Origin of the sequence: uncultured Bifidobacterium sp. (genome assembly GCF_949292005.1) — a bacterium.
In the GTDB taxonomy this organism is placed as follows: domain Bacteria; phylum Actinomycetota; class Actinomycetes; order Actinomycetales; family Bifidobacteriaceae; genus Bifidobacterium.
Genome location: NZ_CASEXV010000032.1, coordinates 1 through 14,484 on the forward strand (window position 1 = coordinate 1; position 14,484 = coordinate 14,484).

Here is a 14,484-nt window from a genome sequence, read left to right on the forward strand (position 1 = left end):
CACGGCGATGGTACTGCACTCGATAGGGTGTGGGAGAGTAGCTCGCCGCCGCATCATCTGATCGGACCCCGGTCGAGCCGTGTGGCTCCCGGGGTCCTTCCATATCCGGGCGCGGCGTCCCGGCGGACCCACGGACGGGACACACGCCGGGAACGACGGCTCCAAAACCCGTCACTCGTCCACAACGAAACGGATCACGATCCACTCAAAGCGAATGTGCTTATCAGCACTTCTCATTATCAGAGGTCGGTCGATACGATGCGACACCTCTGAAAATGTGGTCTACTGGTATAACGATTAATCTGCCGTTGCCCGATCCGCTGTTCATCTTGGAGACAATTTTGGGTGTCCGTTTAACGTAGAGACGCCCATCTCACACAGAAAAGGTCACACAGAAGAGGATTGATTCATGAAAACAGTACCTTTAGGAAGCACCTCCATCGACGTCCCGGCCCTTGCTCTTGGTGCTATGAGGCTGGCTGACAGAAGCCGCGCTGAGGCCTCGACCATTGTGGGTACTGCGCTGGATCTTGGAATGACTTTCATAGATACGGCAGATTGCTATTCAGCGGGGGAAAGCAGCCGTAAGGTCGGAGAGGCGCTTTCCGACCTTTCCGTCGATAGGGGTTCGGTGATGATACAGACGAAAGTCGGCATCTTCCGAGATCCGTCGAGCAACAAGATCACTCGTTATGATTTTTCCCGTGAACACATTGTTTCCGCGCTCGATGCGGAATTGACGAATCTCAGAACGGATTATGTCGATTCTCTTCTTCTTCATCGGCCCGACACTCTTGTCGACTTGGACGATCTTGCTGCGGCCTTCGACGATATCGCGACGCAAGGTAAGGCGCGCTGGTTCGGTGTCAGCAACGTGAATCCCCAACAGATCGACCTTCTTCGCAGCGCGTTAAATCAGCGGCTGCAGGTGAATCAGCTTCAGTTTGGACTTGGGCATAGCGGCATGGTTCGCCAGGAGTTTCATGTCAATATGGATGATGCGGCGAGTGTCGACCATGATGGTGGACTTCTTGCCTACTGCAGGCTTCATCAATTGACGATTCAGGCGTGGAGTCCTTTGCAGTATGGTTTCTTTTCGGGAGTGTTCCTGGATGATCCGCAATTTCCTGAGCTGAATCGCATGCTGAGAATCATAGGCGAAAGACATGGTGTGGATGCGAGCGCGGTGGCAATCGCATGGATATTGCGACATCCTGCGCACATGCAGGTTCTGCTCGGTTCAATGACGCCGGAGCGTCTGATCGCAATGTCGCGAGCGACGGACATCATGCTTGACTCGCAAGAATGGTATGACCTTTATCTGGCGGCCGGCAACGATCTTCCCTAGGCGATCTTCGTTAGGATTGTGCTGCGACGTGTGCGATCATCCGTATCTATGGACGCTTTTCCTTGGGAAGTGAGTTCGGAATAGCCGATCAGCACGAATCAGACAATCATAATAGGCGTAGGACCCAGTACGTGTAGGGCTAGTAGGTGTAGGACGGACATGCATTATTTCACTCCGCGACGGTGTTCTTTCAGCGGGAAGATTATGTATGCGCAAAAAGACCAGGCACTGAGAGCGGCTGACGCAAGCAGGATAGAACGCGGAGTGGAGTTATGGGTGTACCGGTGCGTGGATTGTGGATGCTGGCATCTGACTCATGAGGATCCTGATTTTCGTTCGGCGGTCGCTCGGCCGTTTGCTGGCCAAGGTCGACCAGCTCGGTCGCGTAAACGGGGGTATAAGCCGCGTCGTCGCTGACCGCGCTGTTCCCCTCCATGTTGCTCCCTCCGGTGGCGCATGCTCGACGTCCGCCAGCGCATCACCGGATCTGCGAGGATCGGACCGCCTATGTCCGCGCGGTTATGAGGATTCGCGAAATCCTAACGATCCAGATGGAATCCTTGTCGATTCGCGGTTGGAGCCACGGCTTTCGCCCGCACATTCTGAGTGGCTGCCGCGGCGATTTGCTCACTGAACGCATCGACTGGGCGGTCGGCGTGACGTAGGTCATAGTAATGATGGACAGAATCGTCGAACGCGGGAAGATACGATTCGATCGAGGCTTGGTCATCCGACGGATAGTGATCGACAGGGAACTGCGCGGAGCGGGGAAGACGCGGCTTGAGGTCAGGGTGTTGGTTGGGATGGCCAATGGCAAGTCCGAGGACAGGGTAGGTGAGGTCGGGGAGCCGCAGCAGATCGATGAGCGAGTCGATGTCGTTGAGGAGAGAGCCAAGCACCACGCATCCGAGACCTAACGCATTCGCTGCCGTCTCCATTGCGTGAAGAGCGAGGGTCGTGTCATTCTGGGCCTGTGTAAAACGGTAGCCGGCATCGAAACTAAAGTCGGGGTCGTCCGAGGTTATTCTGCGGGTCCGTGCGATAAGAGCGTTTCTATGCTCGTCCGCAATGAACACGTAAAGCAATGGAGCTTGGGCTATGTATGGCTGATGGCCGATGTGCGCCAGGTGCTCGCGCAATCCGGGGTCAGTGACACGTATCGCGGACCAATCATTGAGGTATTGACTTGACGGGGCCCGTTGGGCGACTTCCTCAAGAACTGCTCTGGTCTCATCATCAATCGCTTCACCAGTGAAGTTTCGAATCGACCGACGCTCAAGCAAAGTGCGAATGGTTGGATTGTCGTATGCGGTCATAGGCCTGTTGTACCACCGTGTTTTATCCGGCGGGAATGCTGAACCGTTCTTTCGCCGTCGGAGAACCCAGGAGTGGCCCTGCGGGTTCTCCGACGGGATTGTCAGGAGCGTGAGCCTCGGTTGCGGCGATGCCGTCGATCCACGTAGGCGCGTGAGCCGCGTTCGCTGAGTTGCGACACCACTGCTACGAAGGCCGCGGACAAGGCTGCGAACGCGACGCCAACCAAGAGATTGTCCGACTCGTGCCCGGAGTCGTGGAGGGCGCTTGTTCCCGTCGACAGCCCACGTCGTTTCCACCATGCAGAAAAGGCTTTGCCCGCGATAAGGGCGCTTGCCGTGGGAATAAGCATGGTGAGGATCTTGTCGCCGAAGGAATCGGGATCTTTCTCTCGTGATGCGCGCATATCGTCCACTTTTCCTGAAATTCCTTCCAATCGTTCCACTATGGATTCCGTGCCGGGAATGCCGTCGTTGCGAACGTGGAAGCTGTTGTCGAGCCCGTTGTCGGTCATGACTTCATACTAGTGGGAAAGGTGGGATGGTGGCGCGTGCCGTTGCGCTTGCGCCGCATTCAAAGGGATGCTGTGGCCACTCACACGTCAACGCGCGATACCATGGGGGATTATGAATGACATCCTTGTCGAAGGCGACGTGGCCGCCGCCCAAGGCCATCTTGTTCTTCTGAGGCACGGTGAGACGGCATGGAGCCTGTCGGGACAGCATACGGGCCGTACGGATATACCTCTTACGGAGACCGGCAGGATGCAGGCGGCCCAAGCGGGGGAACGTCTTCGTCTTATGTTCCCCGAGGGTTTTGAGCGTGTGTGGACCAGTCCGCTGCTTCGTGCCAGGCAGACGGCGTCGCTGGCCGGTTATGGTGGTGGAAGTCCGCTGGCCGAGATCGCGGAATGGGATTATGGACGTGCCGAGGGGCGGACGCGAAATCAGATCAGCGAGGCCTTCGGAAGATCCTGGAATCTGTGGCGCGACGGGACGCAGGATCTTCCGGGATTCCTGGAGGGCGAGCGTGAGGAAAGGCTTCCCGAGGGGGGCGTGGTTCATGTCCGTAATGGGCGTGGCGAAAGCTTGCAGGACGTCGCGGACAGGGCCGACGACGTTGTGGAGCGCCTGCGGCCAGCAATTCTGGAGGGGGATAATGTTCTCCTTGTCGCCCACGCCCATATCCTACGAATCCTCACCGCACGGTGGATAGGGGTCGATCCCGGTTTCGCCCGGCTTCTGCGTTTGGACACGGCCCACTATTCGATACTGGGAATCTACAAGGGTGATCAGGTCATCGATAAATGGAATCTGTGACCTGCAACCACCGTTGACCTGCAACCACCGTTGTTGCGATAGCTGAATGGAACGGTTCAACCACGCCTGCGCCATAGGACGAATGATCTTCTCGATGCGCCGAGCCGGTGCGCGCTGCCGTGGTGGTCGTCATGGCTGAATGTGGATCCCACGAATGTGGACGAGGGCTTGGCGGCGCTGTTGGGCATGGGGATGTCGCGTTGGGAATCGGCGAGGGCCTCCCATGATGAAGATGGCTCCTTGATGTCGATGTCGCAATCATTGTCCGTGGCGTTCACGATAACGATGAGGTCCGCGCCGATTCTTGTGGCGACCACTCCGCTCGGTGATTCGAGCCTCGTTCTCGGCGCGCAGAAGAGATCGGATTCCTTCCGCCGTATGGCGATGAGTCGCCGATACCACGATGTCAGATCCCCAAGCCTGCGCGCACGGGCCCAATCGAGCATGTTGAGCTGATGACTGGATTCGAAGGAGTTGTCGCATCCGAACTTGGTCCTGGCGAACTCCTCACCTGAGAGAAGGAAGGGGATGCCCGCGGAGACGAACACGATCCCCGCGGCGAGGATGTTGGCGATCATTATGTCGCTTATGGAACCGGATGCGTCAAAATCGCTTTCGGACACGGCGCTTCCGCGCATGCTCAGACATAGTTTGTCCCATAATGTCAGATCGTCGTGTGCGGAAACATACTGGATGAGCTGACCCGGCGCATGGGGGGCGGAATCGGTGTCTCTCCACCCGTCGATGGCGTGGAAGACAGCATCCGCCCAGGCGTCCGGCCGTCCATTGACATAGCCCGTGTCGTATGCGTCCATGACGCTGCCTTTGACCGCGTCACGTGTGTCGTCGCAAAACCATCCGATGCGGGGGTCAAGCGACAGCCGACCATCTTTGTCGCCCAGAACTACGGTGTCATCTACTGCGGTGTCGCCGGCGGCCCAAGGCTCGCCAAACATGAGGATATCGTGTCCTCCAGGCAGCTGATCCAACTCGTGCCGGGTCTGGTTGAGGGTGTCCACGTCGATGAGTCCCATCAGGTCGAACCGGAAGCCGTCAGTGTGATAATCACGTGCCCAATGCATGATCGAGTCAACGATGAAGCGTCTGAACATGGGTTTTTCGCTGGCCATGTCATTGCCGCACCCAGAGCCGTTGGACAGCTCCCCGTTGGCGTCGCGACGGCAGAAATAGCCGGGAGCCATTCTTTCAAAAGGGTTGTCGGGTCTGTACATGTGGTTGTAGACGACGTCCATGATGACGCGGAACCCATTGCGATGAAGCGACTCGATCATCGAACGGCACTCGAGGATACGTCTGGCTCCGTCGTAAGGGTCCGTGGAATAGGATCCCTCAGGAGCATCATAGGTCACAGGGTCGTATCCCCAGTTGTATGTCGACCGCGTGGCCTCATCCACCGATCCGAAATCATAGAACGGCATGATCTGCACATGCGTGACGCCGAGGCGTCGAAGATAGGCGACACCGGTGGGGTAGTAGTCATCCGTCGTCCCAGTGCCCACATCGAGTCTTGTGTCCATGTCCGTGAACGCCAGATATCGTCCTCGATGGTCTTTGATGAAACCTCCGTGCGGATCGTTGCTGAAATCGCCGACGTGGGTTTCCCAGATGACCGTTTCCTCAGGGGCAATGTCCGGAGCGACATCCTCGTCCCATCCGCTGGGGGTGAGAGCCGAGTCATCGATGACCAGACTGCGCTCGCCGTTGATGCCGCAGGCTTTGGCCCAAGGGTCTGGTGTCACACGGCGTTGTCCGTCGGCGAAGGAAACGACGTAATCGTAGAAGGTCCCATCCAGGCGCTTCTGGAACTCAGCTCTCCAAGCGCCGTCGTTGATTGAGATGAGTGGACATTCGTGATATGGCGCGGATCCCGGAATGCAGTCGTGAAAGAGCCTTAGCGTGACGGTTGTCGCCGAAGGAGCCCACACGGTGAATGCTGTGGAGGATGCGCACAGGATCGAACCAAGCTCACCTTGGTAGATGGGCCAGTGGAGGCAGTCCGGATTATGTGTGTCTGATGTGCGTGCGTGGGGGTTCATATGATCTTTCGATACGCTCAGGATGCGGTTGGGATTTGGCTGTGGAAGATGTGCCATGAATGGTGCGAGTGTGAGGGGTGGCGTTCTGGCGGGGTGCGGCATAGAAAAAGTCGGGTGGGCTTGTTGCGGTCCACCCGACTTTTCCATGACCCCGATGGCCGGGTCTTGATCAGCCCTTGACGGAGCCCGACATAGACTCCTGGTAGAAGCGCTGCATCACGATGAACAGAATCGCGATGGGAATGGAGACGCATACGGCTCCGGCGGCGAAACGCGCGTACCAGTCGTTGATGTATTCCTTCTGAAGCATCTGCCACAAGCCCAAGGCGACGGTGAAGTTGTCTTGGGTGCGGGCGATGGCCTTCGCCATGACGAAGTCAAGCCATGGCGTGAGGAATCCGACGATTGCCTGGTACACGATCATGGGTCGGCAGATTGGGATGGTGATCTTCGTGAAGACCTGCCATGTCGTGCAGCCATCAAGATAGGCGGCTTCGTCCAAGGACATTGGAATGGTGTCCATATAGCCCTTCATAACGTAGAAGCCCGCTCCAGACCCTGCGGAATACACGATGATCAGGGCCAGAATCACCCATCCACCTGTGGTCAGACCAAAGGCCTTGAGGATGAAGTAGATGGCGACGACGGCCATGATGCCGGGGAACATTCCCAGAATCAGGGCGATGTTCATGAACGCCTTGCGCCCGCGGAAGCGCAGTCGCGACATGCAGAAGGCGACCGACAGAACGAAGAACAGCTGAATGATGCACACGAAAATGGCGATGACCAGTGTGTTGGCGAACATTCGTGGGAAGTTCATGACGTCGCGGTCCGTGAACAGTTGAACATAGTTGGAGAAGGTGTATTGCCTCGGGAAGAACGTGGTCTGATAAGGGGCCGTGTTCTCGTTGAAGCTCTCCAGCAGCACCCACACAATGGGGAGCAGCCATATGACCGCCATGACCGCAAGAAAGATGTGGGTTATGATATCGGCGGCAATTCGGCGTTTACGCTGGTCATGGAGAAAACTGTTGCCGCTTCCAGCGGTAGTGGACGTTTGAGTGGTATTGGGTTCCTTGCTCATCACCGGAATCCCTCCTCATTCTTGTACGATCCTGAGTGTCGATAGGTGATCAGGGAGAGCACGGCCAGGACGATGAACGTCATGATGCCTATGACCGCGCCAAGGTTGTAGTTCGACTTGTCGACCGTCAGCTTGTAGAGCCAGGTGATCAGCAGGTCGGTCTTGCCGGCCGACGCGCCGACAGGTGTCGGGTCGCCGCCGGAGAGGAGGTAGATCACGTTGAAGTTGTTGACGTTCGCGGTGAACGTTGTGATCAGGTAGGGCGTCATCACGAAGATGATGTAGGGCATGGTCACGTTCGCGAAACGCTGCCACCAGTTCGCTCCGTCCAGCTCCGCCGCCTCGTAGAGGTCGGCGGGCACGTTCTGGAGGATTCCGGTGATCTGCATGATGGTGTACGGGATACCGATCCACAGGTTGATGACGATGACGGTGACACGCGCCCATGTGGTGTCGGTCAGCCACGGCAGTCCCTGATTGATTATCCCGGCATTGAGAAGCAGACGGTTGATGGCTCCGGTCGGTTGGAGCATGGTTCTCATCACCAGCAGTGAGACGAACTGCGGCACGGCGATTGACATGGAGAAGCACGCCCTCCAAAAAGCCTTGCCGTGGGTCGTCTTACGATTGATGATCATAGCCATGAACATTCCCAGGAAGAAGTTGAGGAATGTCGCGAAGAACGCCCACACAAGGGTCCAGATCAGGACCGAGAGGAACAGAGGGGCGTTGACGTCTCCGCTGTTTCCGAAGACGGTACCGAAGTTTTTCAGGCCGACCCAGCTGAACAAAACAACATGGTTCTTGTCGTAGCTGGTGAACGCCATGGAGATCATGAACGCCAAAGGCAGGATCGTGAAGAGAACGATGCCCAATGTCGGAAGGAACATGAGTGCGACGTTCGCACGGGAATCGGTGAGCGCGTGGAGGTCCTCGCGGAAGGTGGTGGGACGCTCACCATCCTGAAGCGCTGTCTGCGCCTTGTACGCGCTTTTAAGGGATGCTACGGCGGTCAGGACAAACAGCACAATGACGAACAGGGCCATGACTCCATACAGAAGTATCTGTACCGAATTGTCACCGGCCTTGTATGTCCAGAAGCCATCGGCATCCTGGACTTTTGTCTGTGCGACTGTTCCGAGCGTGTGTAGCTTACTGAGGTAGGGGGAGAGAAAGCCAAAGAAATAGGCGATGATTCCCGCTTCGAGAGCGAGCAGAATCAGGCCTTTGACAAATTGCTTCCGAACGATGTTTCCCAAGCCGAAGACTATAAGGGAAAGACGGGTGATGAGGTCTCCGTTGCGTAGGGCCGTTGCCGCCGAATATGGTGACGGTTCCAGTCCTTCGGAGGCCTTTCTGTGCTTCCGAGCCCGAGGCGAAGCCGCTGTTGTGGCGGTTGTCATGGCTTACGACCTTTCCGAGGGTGTGGATGTGGATGCGGATGTGTGGATTGGGGGCGGAAAGAAGGGCGCCGTCCCCGTGCTTTATGGGCAACAGGAATCGGCGCCCTTCTTCGGGCTTGGTGGAGTCAACTACTTATTGTAGGAGGACTGCCAGGATGTGGTCTTTGCTGCGGCGTTCGATGTGGTGATCTGCTTGTTGACGATCGCCTTGCCGAAGGTGGCGCAAGGATCCCAGAAGTCCGACATTCCAGCAAGTGTGGACTGCAGAGTGGAGGTGTTCGCGATGGTGTTCATTTGCGCGACGGCGGCGGGGTTGTCGCTGACCGCGTCGGTCAGGGATGTGTCGGTCGGGACGATGGAGCGCATCGTGAAGTGTTCCTTCTGCGCGTGGGTGGATCCCAGGAAGGCGGCGAACAGCGCGGCGGCCTTGGGGTTCTTGGCGTTCGGGTTGTAGGCGGCGGCCTTGGATCCGGAGAAGGACTTCATCTGGTAGGTGTTGCCGTCCTCGGTCGTGAACTTGGGAAGCTGCGCAGCGGCGTAGTTGTCGCCCAGAGCCGTCTTCACGTCATCGGCGCTCCAGGTTCCGGAGAAGAGCACATCGGCGGTGCCGTTCTTCAGGGCAGCGAGTCCGGCGCCGTTGTCGTCATCGGCGACGAAGTTCTTGTTGTTGACGAGACTCACGAGGAACTTGGTCACCTCGGTCGCGTTGTCTCCAAGTTTGATTCCTGCAGAGGAATCGGTGCCGTTCTTGCCGAAGATGGTCGCGTCCGCGCCGACGTAGAAGGCGGGGAGGTACCACGCGTTGCTCAGGTTGAAGGAGACCTTGCCCTTCGTGAGCATCTTGTTCAGCGACTTGATGTCGCTGGAGGTGAACTTGGACTTGTTGTAGTACATGAACCAGGTGTTGCCGGTGTAGGGAACGCCGTACAGGTTGCCGTCGGTGCCCGTGACCGAGGTGATCATGGACTTGGTGTTCTGCTTCTTGACCTGCTTGACGGCCGCGGTGCTGAGCTGGCCGATCGCCTTGGCGTCAATAAGCGTTCCGAGCTGGTCGTTGGCGAACATGTAGACGTCCGCGGCGGCGGTAGGATCCTGCTTGACCGTGGTGGCCGCGTCACCCTCGGCGACGACGGAGTTCTTCCAGGTGATGGTGTACTCGGGGTGCGCCTTCTGGAACGCGGTCTCCATCTTGGGAAGCCAAGAGCTGGAATTCGTCTGGTCCTCCGATGGCCCCCACACCGTAAGAGTGACCTTGGTCTTTGTGGTTGAAGTGCTGGTCGAGCTACTGGAGCTGGAGCCGCAAGCGGAAACCCCTAGCAGCAGTGCCAGGGCTGTCCCCATGCCCAGGATCTTTTTCATGTTTGTCATCCTTGACCTCCTAAACTGCGCTTCGCCTCAGCGGTGAAGCGGCTGTTCTCTCTTTCGGGCGTGAGGGACGTGCGAAAACTCGACGCAATGTCGATTGTTCGCAGCCGCTCAGGAATCCGAACGGCGCCCTCATACCTCCTAACAACCTGAAGTATACACATGAGATGCATACGTTTGCAAAACGTTGCCGACCAGACGTTTCCGCGAGTCTGCTAGGAATAGGGTAAACATGAGCTGCTACCCTGTGCTTTTGCCGGCGGGGTCGCACGATCCCCAGAGCCGAATCGAAAGGATGCAAGCAGATGGTCGATTCCCACCGTCCCGCGTGGTTGGAAACAGCGGTGTTCTATGAGATCTATCCCCAAACCTTCTATGATTCCAACGGCGATGGAATCGGAGACATTCCAGGAATCATCGAGAGGCTCGACTATGTGAGGCGGTTGGGGTGCGATGCCCTGTGGATCAACCCTTGCTTCGACTCCCCCTTCAAGGATGCTGGTTACGACGTGCGCGACTATTGCAAGGTCGCTTCGAGATACGGGACCAACGATGATCTCGTAAGGCTTTTCGATGAGGCGCATGCGCGAGGGATGTACGTGCTGCTCGATCTGGTGCCGGGGCACACGAGCGAGGAGCATCCGTGGTTCCGCGAAAGCCAGAAGCAGCAGCGCAATGAATACAGCGACCGTTATATATGGACGGACAACGCCTTCGAAGGCTACTCCATGCCGTTCATTGGCGGCGAGAGCGAGAGGAATGCCACATACATCCTCAACTTCTTCAAATGCCAACCCGCGTTGAACTATGGCTTCGCTTCCCGCGATCGTGACTGGCAGTCCGCGACGGACTCGGATGCGGCGCGGGCGACTCGCCAGGCCATGGTCGACGTGATGAGGTTCTGGCTTGAGCGCGGATGCGATGGGTTCCGTGTGGATATGGCCAATTCCCTAGTGAAGAACGATGGGGACGATAAACCGGAGACGATACGTGCCTGGCAGGAGATGCTGGGCGCCGTGAAGAAGGATTATCCCGAATCCGCTTTCGTGTCCGAATGGGGGACTCCGGAGCAGGCATTGCCGGCGGGTTTCGATATGGACTTCTATCTTGATTGGCGTTGGAACGGCGTTCCGAATGGCTATAACCTTCTTGCTCGTAACGTCGATGGTCCTCTGAACGTCGAGGATGACAAAAGCTATTTCTCCGCACACGGCGGTGGAAGCGTCCGCCCGTTCCTTGATCAGTATCTTCCTCAATATCTCAAGACGCGCGGTGAGGGCTTCTTCTGCTTCATAACCTGCAACCACGACACTCCGCGGATGGCCCCACGCCTTACCGACCGTGAACGGAGAGTGGGCTATGGCATGCTTCTGACCATGCCAGGTGTCCCTTTCATCTATTACGGCGACGAGATAGGCATGAGATACCGTGACATCCCTACGGTCGAAGGCGGATACGCCCGTACCGGAAGCCGCACTCCCATGCAATGGAGCGCTGGCCGCAACGCCGGGTTCTCCGATGCGGATGCGAAGGCTCTGTACCTTCCCGTGGATCCGGCGCCGGACGCCCCGAACGTGGACGATCAGATGCGCGATTCGGGTTCGATGCTCCACTGGGTTCATGATCTGCTCGAATTGCGGTCGGAGCATGAGGCGTTGCGCGCGGGCGCGGATCTTACCGTCCTTAAGGCACCGGAGGATAGCAGCCTTTTTGTCTATCTTCGTAGTTCCCGTGATGGGGCGGAGCGTTTGGCTGTGGTGGTTAATCCCGGGTTGAACGCCCAATCGTTCGAACTTCCCGATGACGTCCATGAGCCGGTCGAGGTCCTGCTCCACACCGGAAACGTGCGGACGGACTCCCATACCGTGCGCATAGCGGGGCAGGGGTTTGCGGTGATGCGGGTATGAGGGCTTCGTGTCTGGACGGCCGTTACGACGCGGTCTTCTTCGACCTGTATGGCACTCTTGTCGACATCCGCACCGATGAGGAGGGGGACCGCCCGTGGAACGACCTGAGATCGGCCATTGAGGCAGCTGGGGGATCGAGTCCCTTGGTTCCCGTCCTGCGCGGGATGTTCGGGGACCTTCTCGATGATCGGATTAGGGACCTCGGTGGAGATGATGCTCAGTCCGGTCGCTTTGTCGAACCCGACGTCCTTCCGGTGTATGAGAAGATCCTCTCCTCCTGCGGGATAAGCGGCGACGTGGGTTCATTGGCCACGGAGGTGGCTTGGAGGTTCCGGCGGGCGAGCACAAGTCTCTTGCGTTTGTACCCCGGCGCCTTGGATATGCTCCGCGAGATTCGGCGTGCGGGTCGCAGAACGGTTCTCGTCAGCAATGCCCAGTCCTGCTATACGAGACCGGAGATTCACGCTTTGGGACTGGAGGGCGCGCTTGATCGAATCCTCATCTCCAGCGAGGAGGGTGTGAGAAAGCCCGATGCTAGATTCTTCGAACGTGCGCTGTGCGATGAGGGTATTGATTCCGGCCGGGTGGTGATGGTCGGCAATGATCAGCGGTCCGATATCGCTGGTGCTCGGGCGGCAGGAATCGCCGGAGTGTACATGCGCACGGCCATCTCTCCATCCAGCGATGGGGATGAGTGCCCGCTGGCGATGCTGTCGGTGAAAGGAGCGGACTATTCGCGGATTCTGGAGTTTGTTCTGGAATGATGGTGCTGCAGGTCACGCCGGATGCCGTCCGGCATGACCGTGCTTGCGGATGGTCCGGTGATGCGGGCGGCCATGTGATGTGGGTGCGAGGAGGTGCCGATGGATGACCAACGGGAGGCGCGGATGCGGGGACTGTCCTCGTTTCGGCTCAAAGTGATAGGCGATGCGCTGCTCACGTTCTCCATAGCCGGAGGGACGGTCATACCGAGGATGATGGGCTCGGAGAAGGACAGCATGGCCTCGATGACCATATTGGTGGTCTGCGAGATCGTGTCTTGGGTGGCCGTGCCGATTTTCTCGTGGCTTCTGGTCTCCGGATACGAGCACACATCCAACGCGGGCATGTATGCGGCCCGGCTTCTCGCGCTCGCAGTGATCAGCGAGGTCCCCTATGACCTGTCCACGTCGGGCGCCAGCGTGGACTGGTCCTCGCAGAATCCGGTTTTCGGTCTGTTGATTGCGCTTCTGATGCTGATGGTGATGGATTGGGCCAGACGGTTCCCGGATCGTCTGCGCCGCGTGATCGTGGTCGCCGTTGCGGCGTCAGCGCTGGTGTGGGTTCTGGTCCTTCGGATCGGCGTCAGACAGAAGATGGTCAACGTCGGACTGCTGATTGTGGCCTTCGTCCTTGTCTTTCGGCTGTTGCGAACCAGGGAGAACACCATGATATTCGCCGCAGGACTGGTGGGTGCGATGGCTTTTGTGTTCCCCGCGTTGGGTGTCGCGATACTGCATTTCCGCAACGATGAGTTGGGTTATTCGCATGCTTGGACGCGATGGGCTTTTTATGCCTTCTACCCGGCCATGATGCTGGCCTGCGTGGTCATTGCGTCGATCTGAATCCTGTCTTCCGTGGCCCGGAGGACGTCGGATCGGCGGAGAACCAGCTCGGGTTCTATCCTCTCGTGAACATGCTGCGGCATGTGTCCCTCTATGAGGGACAGCGCCTTGATGGCGGCTTTTGACCCCATGAGATGGGGCTCCTGACGCATGGTCGTGAGACCGACGGTGTCGGCGTAGGGACTGTCGTCGAATCCCATGAGCGAGTAGTCCCGTGGGCATACATGCCCTTGGCCCGCAAGCTTGATCATCAGAGGAATCGCCATCATATCGATCTGACAGCAGATCGCATCGGGGAAGTTCCTCAATTTCAGTAGCGCGGAGAGGGCGTTGTCGGCGAAGGCCCGTCCTCGGGGAACGCTCAGCACCTCCCATTCGATGTCGCGCGTCGTCGCGGCCTCTTTGCAAGCGCGGACGAACCCCGCGGTCCTGCAGTCGATGCTGGAGTCGATGGTCGGGGCGGGATCGGAGCAGGCGTAGACCAGATGGCGTCTGCCCAGCTCTATGAGGTGACGGGTGGCCGTGTACATGCCCCGCTCGTCATCAATGCTTATCGACGCGTCGAAACTCTTCGTGGATGGGGTGTTGATGCCGACGATTGGCACATGTATGCGGCGAAGGCGTTTGGCCTCATGGGGGTCAATTCCGAATGACGCCACGAACACGGCGTCGACGTTGCATCTGATGGGAAGCGTGGTGAAGAACTCGCCGCGGGTCTCGGCGGTGTCGATATGCTCGAAGAAATCCACGTCGTATCCGGCCTTGTGCATGACGGAATCAATGCCGGCGAACACCTCGGTGTTGAACCAACTGGTGATCTCCTCGTTCATCAGCATCGCCACCCGATATGTCCGACCCGACTTGAGCGCGGTCGCCGAACGTGAGATGTTGAAGTCAAGGGAGTCCGCCGTCGCCAGTATCTTGCGGCGCGTCTCGTTCGATACCAGCTCGGGCCTGGTGAATGCCCGGGACACGGTGGATATCGAAACCCCCGACGCCTTGGCGACATCCCGGATTCCAACTTTTCTCATCTGATGAGCCCCCTTGCTGCACTGTGTCGTCATCTGGCGACGGATGACGATG

At 58.0% G+C, this 14,484-nt stretch carries 14 protein-coding genes; 7 read left to right on the forward strand and 7 right to left on the reverse strand.

Annotation, left to right across the window (positions count from 1 at the left end; translation table 11 throughout):
- Positions 1 to 409 precede the first annotated feature (409 nt).
- Both Q1X90_RS02530 and Q1X90_RS02535 read left to right on the forward strand, forming a co-directional pair.
- On the forward strand, positions 410 to 1,348 hold the full coding sequence (locus Q1X90_RS02530; protein WP_300766201.1) for an aldo/keto reductase: 939 nt from the start codon (positions 410 to 412) through the stop codon (positions 1,346 to 1,348).
- 159 nt (positions 1,349 to 1,507) lie between these two features.
- Positions 1,508 to 1,765, forward strand: a complete 258-nt coding sequence (locus tag Q1X90_RS02535; RefSeq protein WP_300766203.1) for a hypothetical protein — start codon at positions 1,508 to 1,510, stop codon at positions 1,763 to 1,765.
- 122 nt (positions 1,766 to 1,887) lie between these two features.
- Here Q1X90_RS02535 and Q1X90_RS02540 read toward each other — a convergent pair whose 3' ends face one another.
- Positions 1,888 to 2,664 (reverse strand): nitroreductase family protein, encoded by a 777-nt coding sequence (locus Q1X90_RS02540; RefSeq protein ID WP_300766205.1) that lies wholly within the window; start codon positions 2,662 to 2,664, stop codon positions 1,888 to 1,890.
- A gap of 101 nt (positions 2,665 to 2,765) precedes the next feature.
- Positions 2,766 to 3,176, reverse strand: coding sequence for a DUF4235 domain-containing protein (locus Q1X90_RS02545; protein ID WP_300766207.1), 411 nt, complete (start codon positions 3,174 to 3,176; stop codon positions 2,766 to 2,768).
- 112 nt (positions 3,177 to 3,288) lie between these two features.
- Here Q1X90_RS02545 and Q1X90_RS02550 point away from each other — a divergent pair, with 112 nt between their 5' ends.
- Positions 3,289 to 3,981, forward strand: coding sequence for a histidine phosphatase family protein (locus tag Q1X90_RS02550; RefSeq protein WP_300766209.1), 693 nt, complete (start codon positions 3,289 to 3,291; stop codon positions 3,979 to 3,981).
- A gap of 56 nt (positions 3,982 to 4,037) precedes the next feature.
- On the opposite strand, the gene pulA is transcribed toward Q1X90_RS02550, so the two are convergent.
- The 3 genes from pulA to Q1X90_RS02565 all read right to left on the reverse strand — a co-directional run bounded on the left by pulA (position 4,038) and on the right by Q1X90_RS02565 (position 8,525).
- Entirely contained in the window at positions 4,038 to 6,038 is a 2,001-nt protein-coding gene (gene pulA, locus Q1X90_RS02555) for a type I pullulanase (protein ID WP_300766212.1), read from the reverse strand.
- A 169-nt stretch (positions 6,039 to 6,207) separates the two neighbouring features.
- Positions 6,208 to 7,122, reverse strand: a complete 915-nt coding sequence (locus Q1X90_RS02560) for a sugar ABC transporter permease (RefSeq protein ID WP_300766214.1) — start codon at positions 7,120 to 7,122, stop codon at positions 6,208 to 6,210.
- On the reverse strand, positions 7,122 to 8,525 hold the full coding sequence (locus Q1X90_RS02565) for a carbohydrate ABC transporter permease (protein ID WP_300766217.1): 1,404 nt from the start codon (positions 8,523 to 8,525) through the stop codon (positions 7,122 to 7,124). Before Q1X90_RS02565 ends, Q1X90_RS02560 begins: the two co-directional genes overlap by 1 nt.
- Between Q1X90_RS02565 and Q1X90_RS02570 the strand changes: the two genes are divergently transcribed.
- Positions 8,524 to 8,667 (forward strand): hypothetical protein, encoded by a 144-nt coding sequence (locus Q1X90_RS02570; RefSeq protein WP_300766219.1) that lies wholly within the window; start codon positions 8,524 to 8,526, stop codon positions 8,665 to 8,667. The two genes, Q1X90_RS02565 and Q1X90_RS02570, sit on opposite strands and share 2 nt — an antisense overlap.
- Here Q1X90_RS02570 and Q1X90_RS02575 read toward each other — a convergent pair.
- Positions 8,655 to 9,893, reverse strand: a complete 1,239-nt coding sequence (locus tag Q1X90_RS02575; protein ID WP_300766223.1) for an extracellular solute-binding protein — start codon at positions 9,891 to 9,893, stop codon at positions 8,655 to 8,657. The two genes, Q1X90_RS02570 and Q1X90_RS02575, sit on opposite strands and share 13 nt — an antisense overlap.
- A 302-nt stretch (positions 9,894 to 10,195) precedes the next feature.
- Between Q1X90_RS02575 and Q1X90_RS02580 the strand changes: the two genes are divergently transcribed.
- The 3 genes from Q1X90_RS02580 (at position 10,196) to Q1X90_RS02590 (ending at position 13,401) form a co-directional block, all read left to right on the forward strand.
- Positions 10,196 to 11,797 (forward strand): alpha-amylase family glycosyl hydrolase, encoded by a 1,602-nt coding sequence (locus Q1X90_RS02580; RefSeq protein ID WP_300766225.1) that lies wholly within the window; start codon positions 10,196 to 10,198, stop codon positions 11,795 to 11,797.
- The gene (locus Q1X90_RS02585; protein ID WP_300766227.1) at positions 11,794 to 12,561 is read left to right on the forward strand and encodes an HAD family hydrolase; all 768 of its coding nucleotides are present in this window, start codon (positions 11,794 to 11,796) and stop codon (positions 12,559 to 12,561) included. Before Q1X90_RS02580 ends, Q1X90_RS02585 begins: the two co-directional genes overlap by 4 nt.
- Before the next feature lie 99 nt (positions 12,562 to 12,660).
- Complete coding sequence (locus Q1X90_RS02590; protein WP_300766229.1) at positions 12,661 to 13,401, forward strand: TraX family protein; 741 nt, start codon at positions 12,661 to 12,663, stop codon at positions 13,399 to 13,401.
- On the opposite strand, the gene Q1X90_RS02595 is transcribed toward Q1X90_RS02590, so the two are convergent.
- Positions 13,356 to 14,432 carry a LacI family DNA-binding transcriptional regulator gene (locus Q1X90_RS02595; protein ID WP_300766232.1) on the reverse strand — a complete coding sequence of 359 codons (1,077 nt, stop codon included), beginning with the start codon at positions 14,430 to 14,432 and terminating at the stop codon, positions 13,356 to 13,358. The two genes, Q1X90_RS02590 and Q1X90_RS02595, sit on opposite strands and share 46 nt — an antisense overlap.
- Positions 14,433 to 14,484 lie beyond the last annotated feature (52 nt).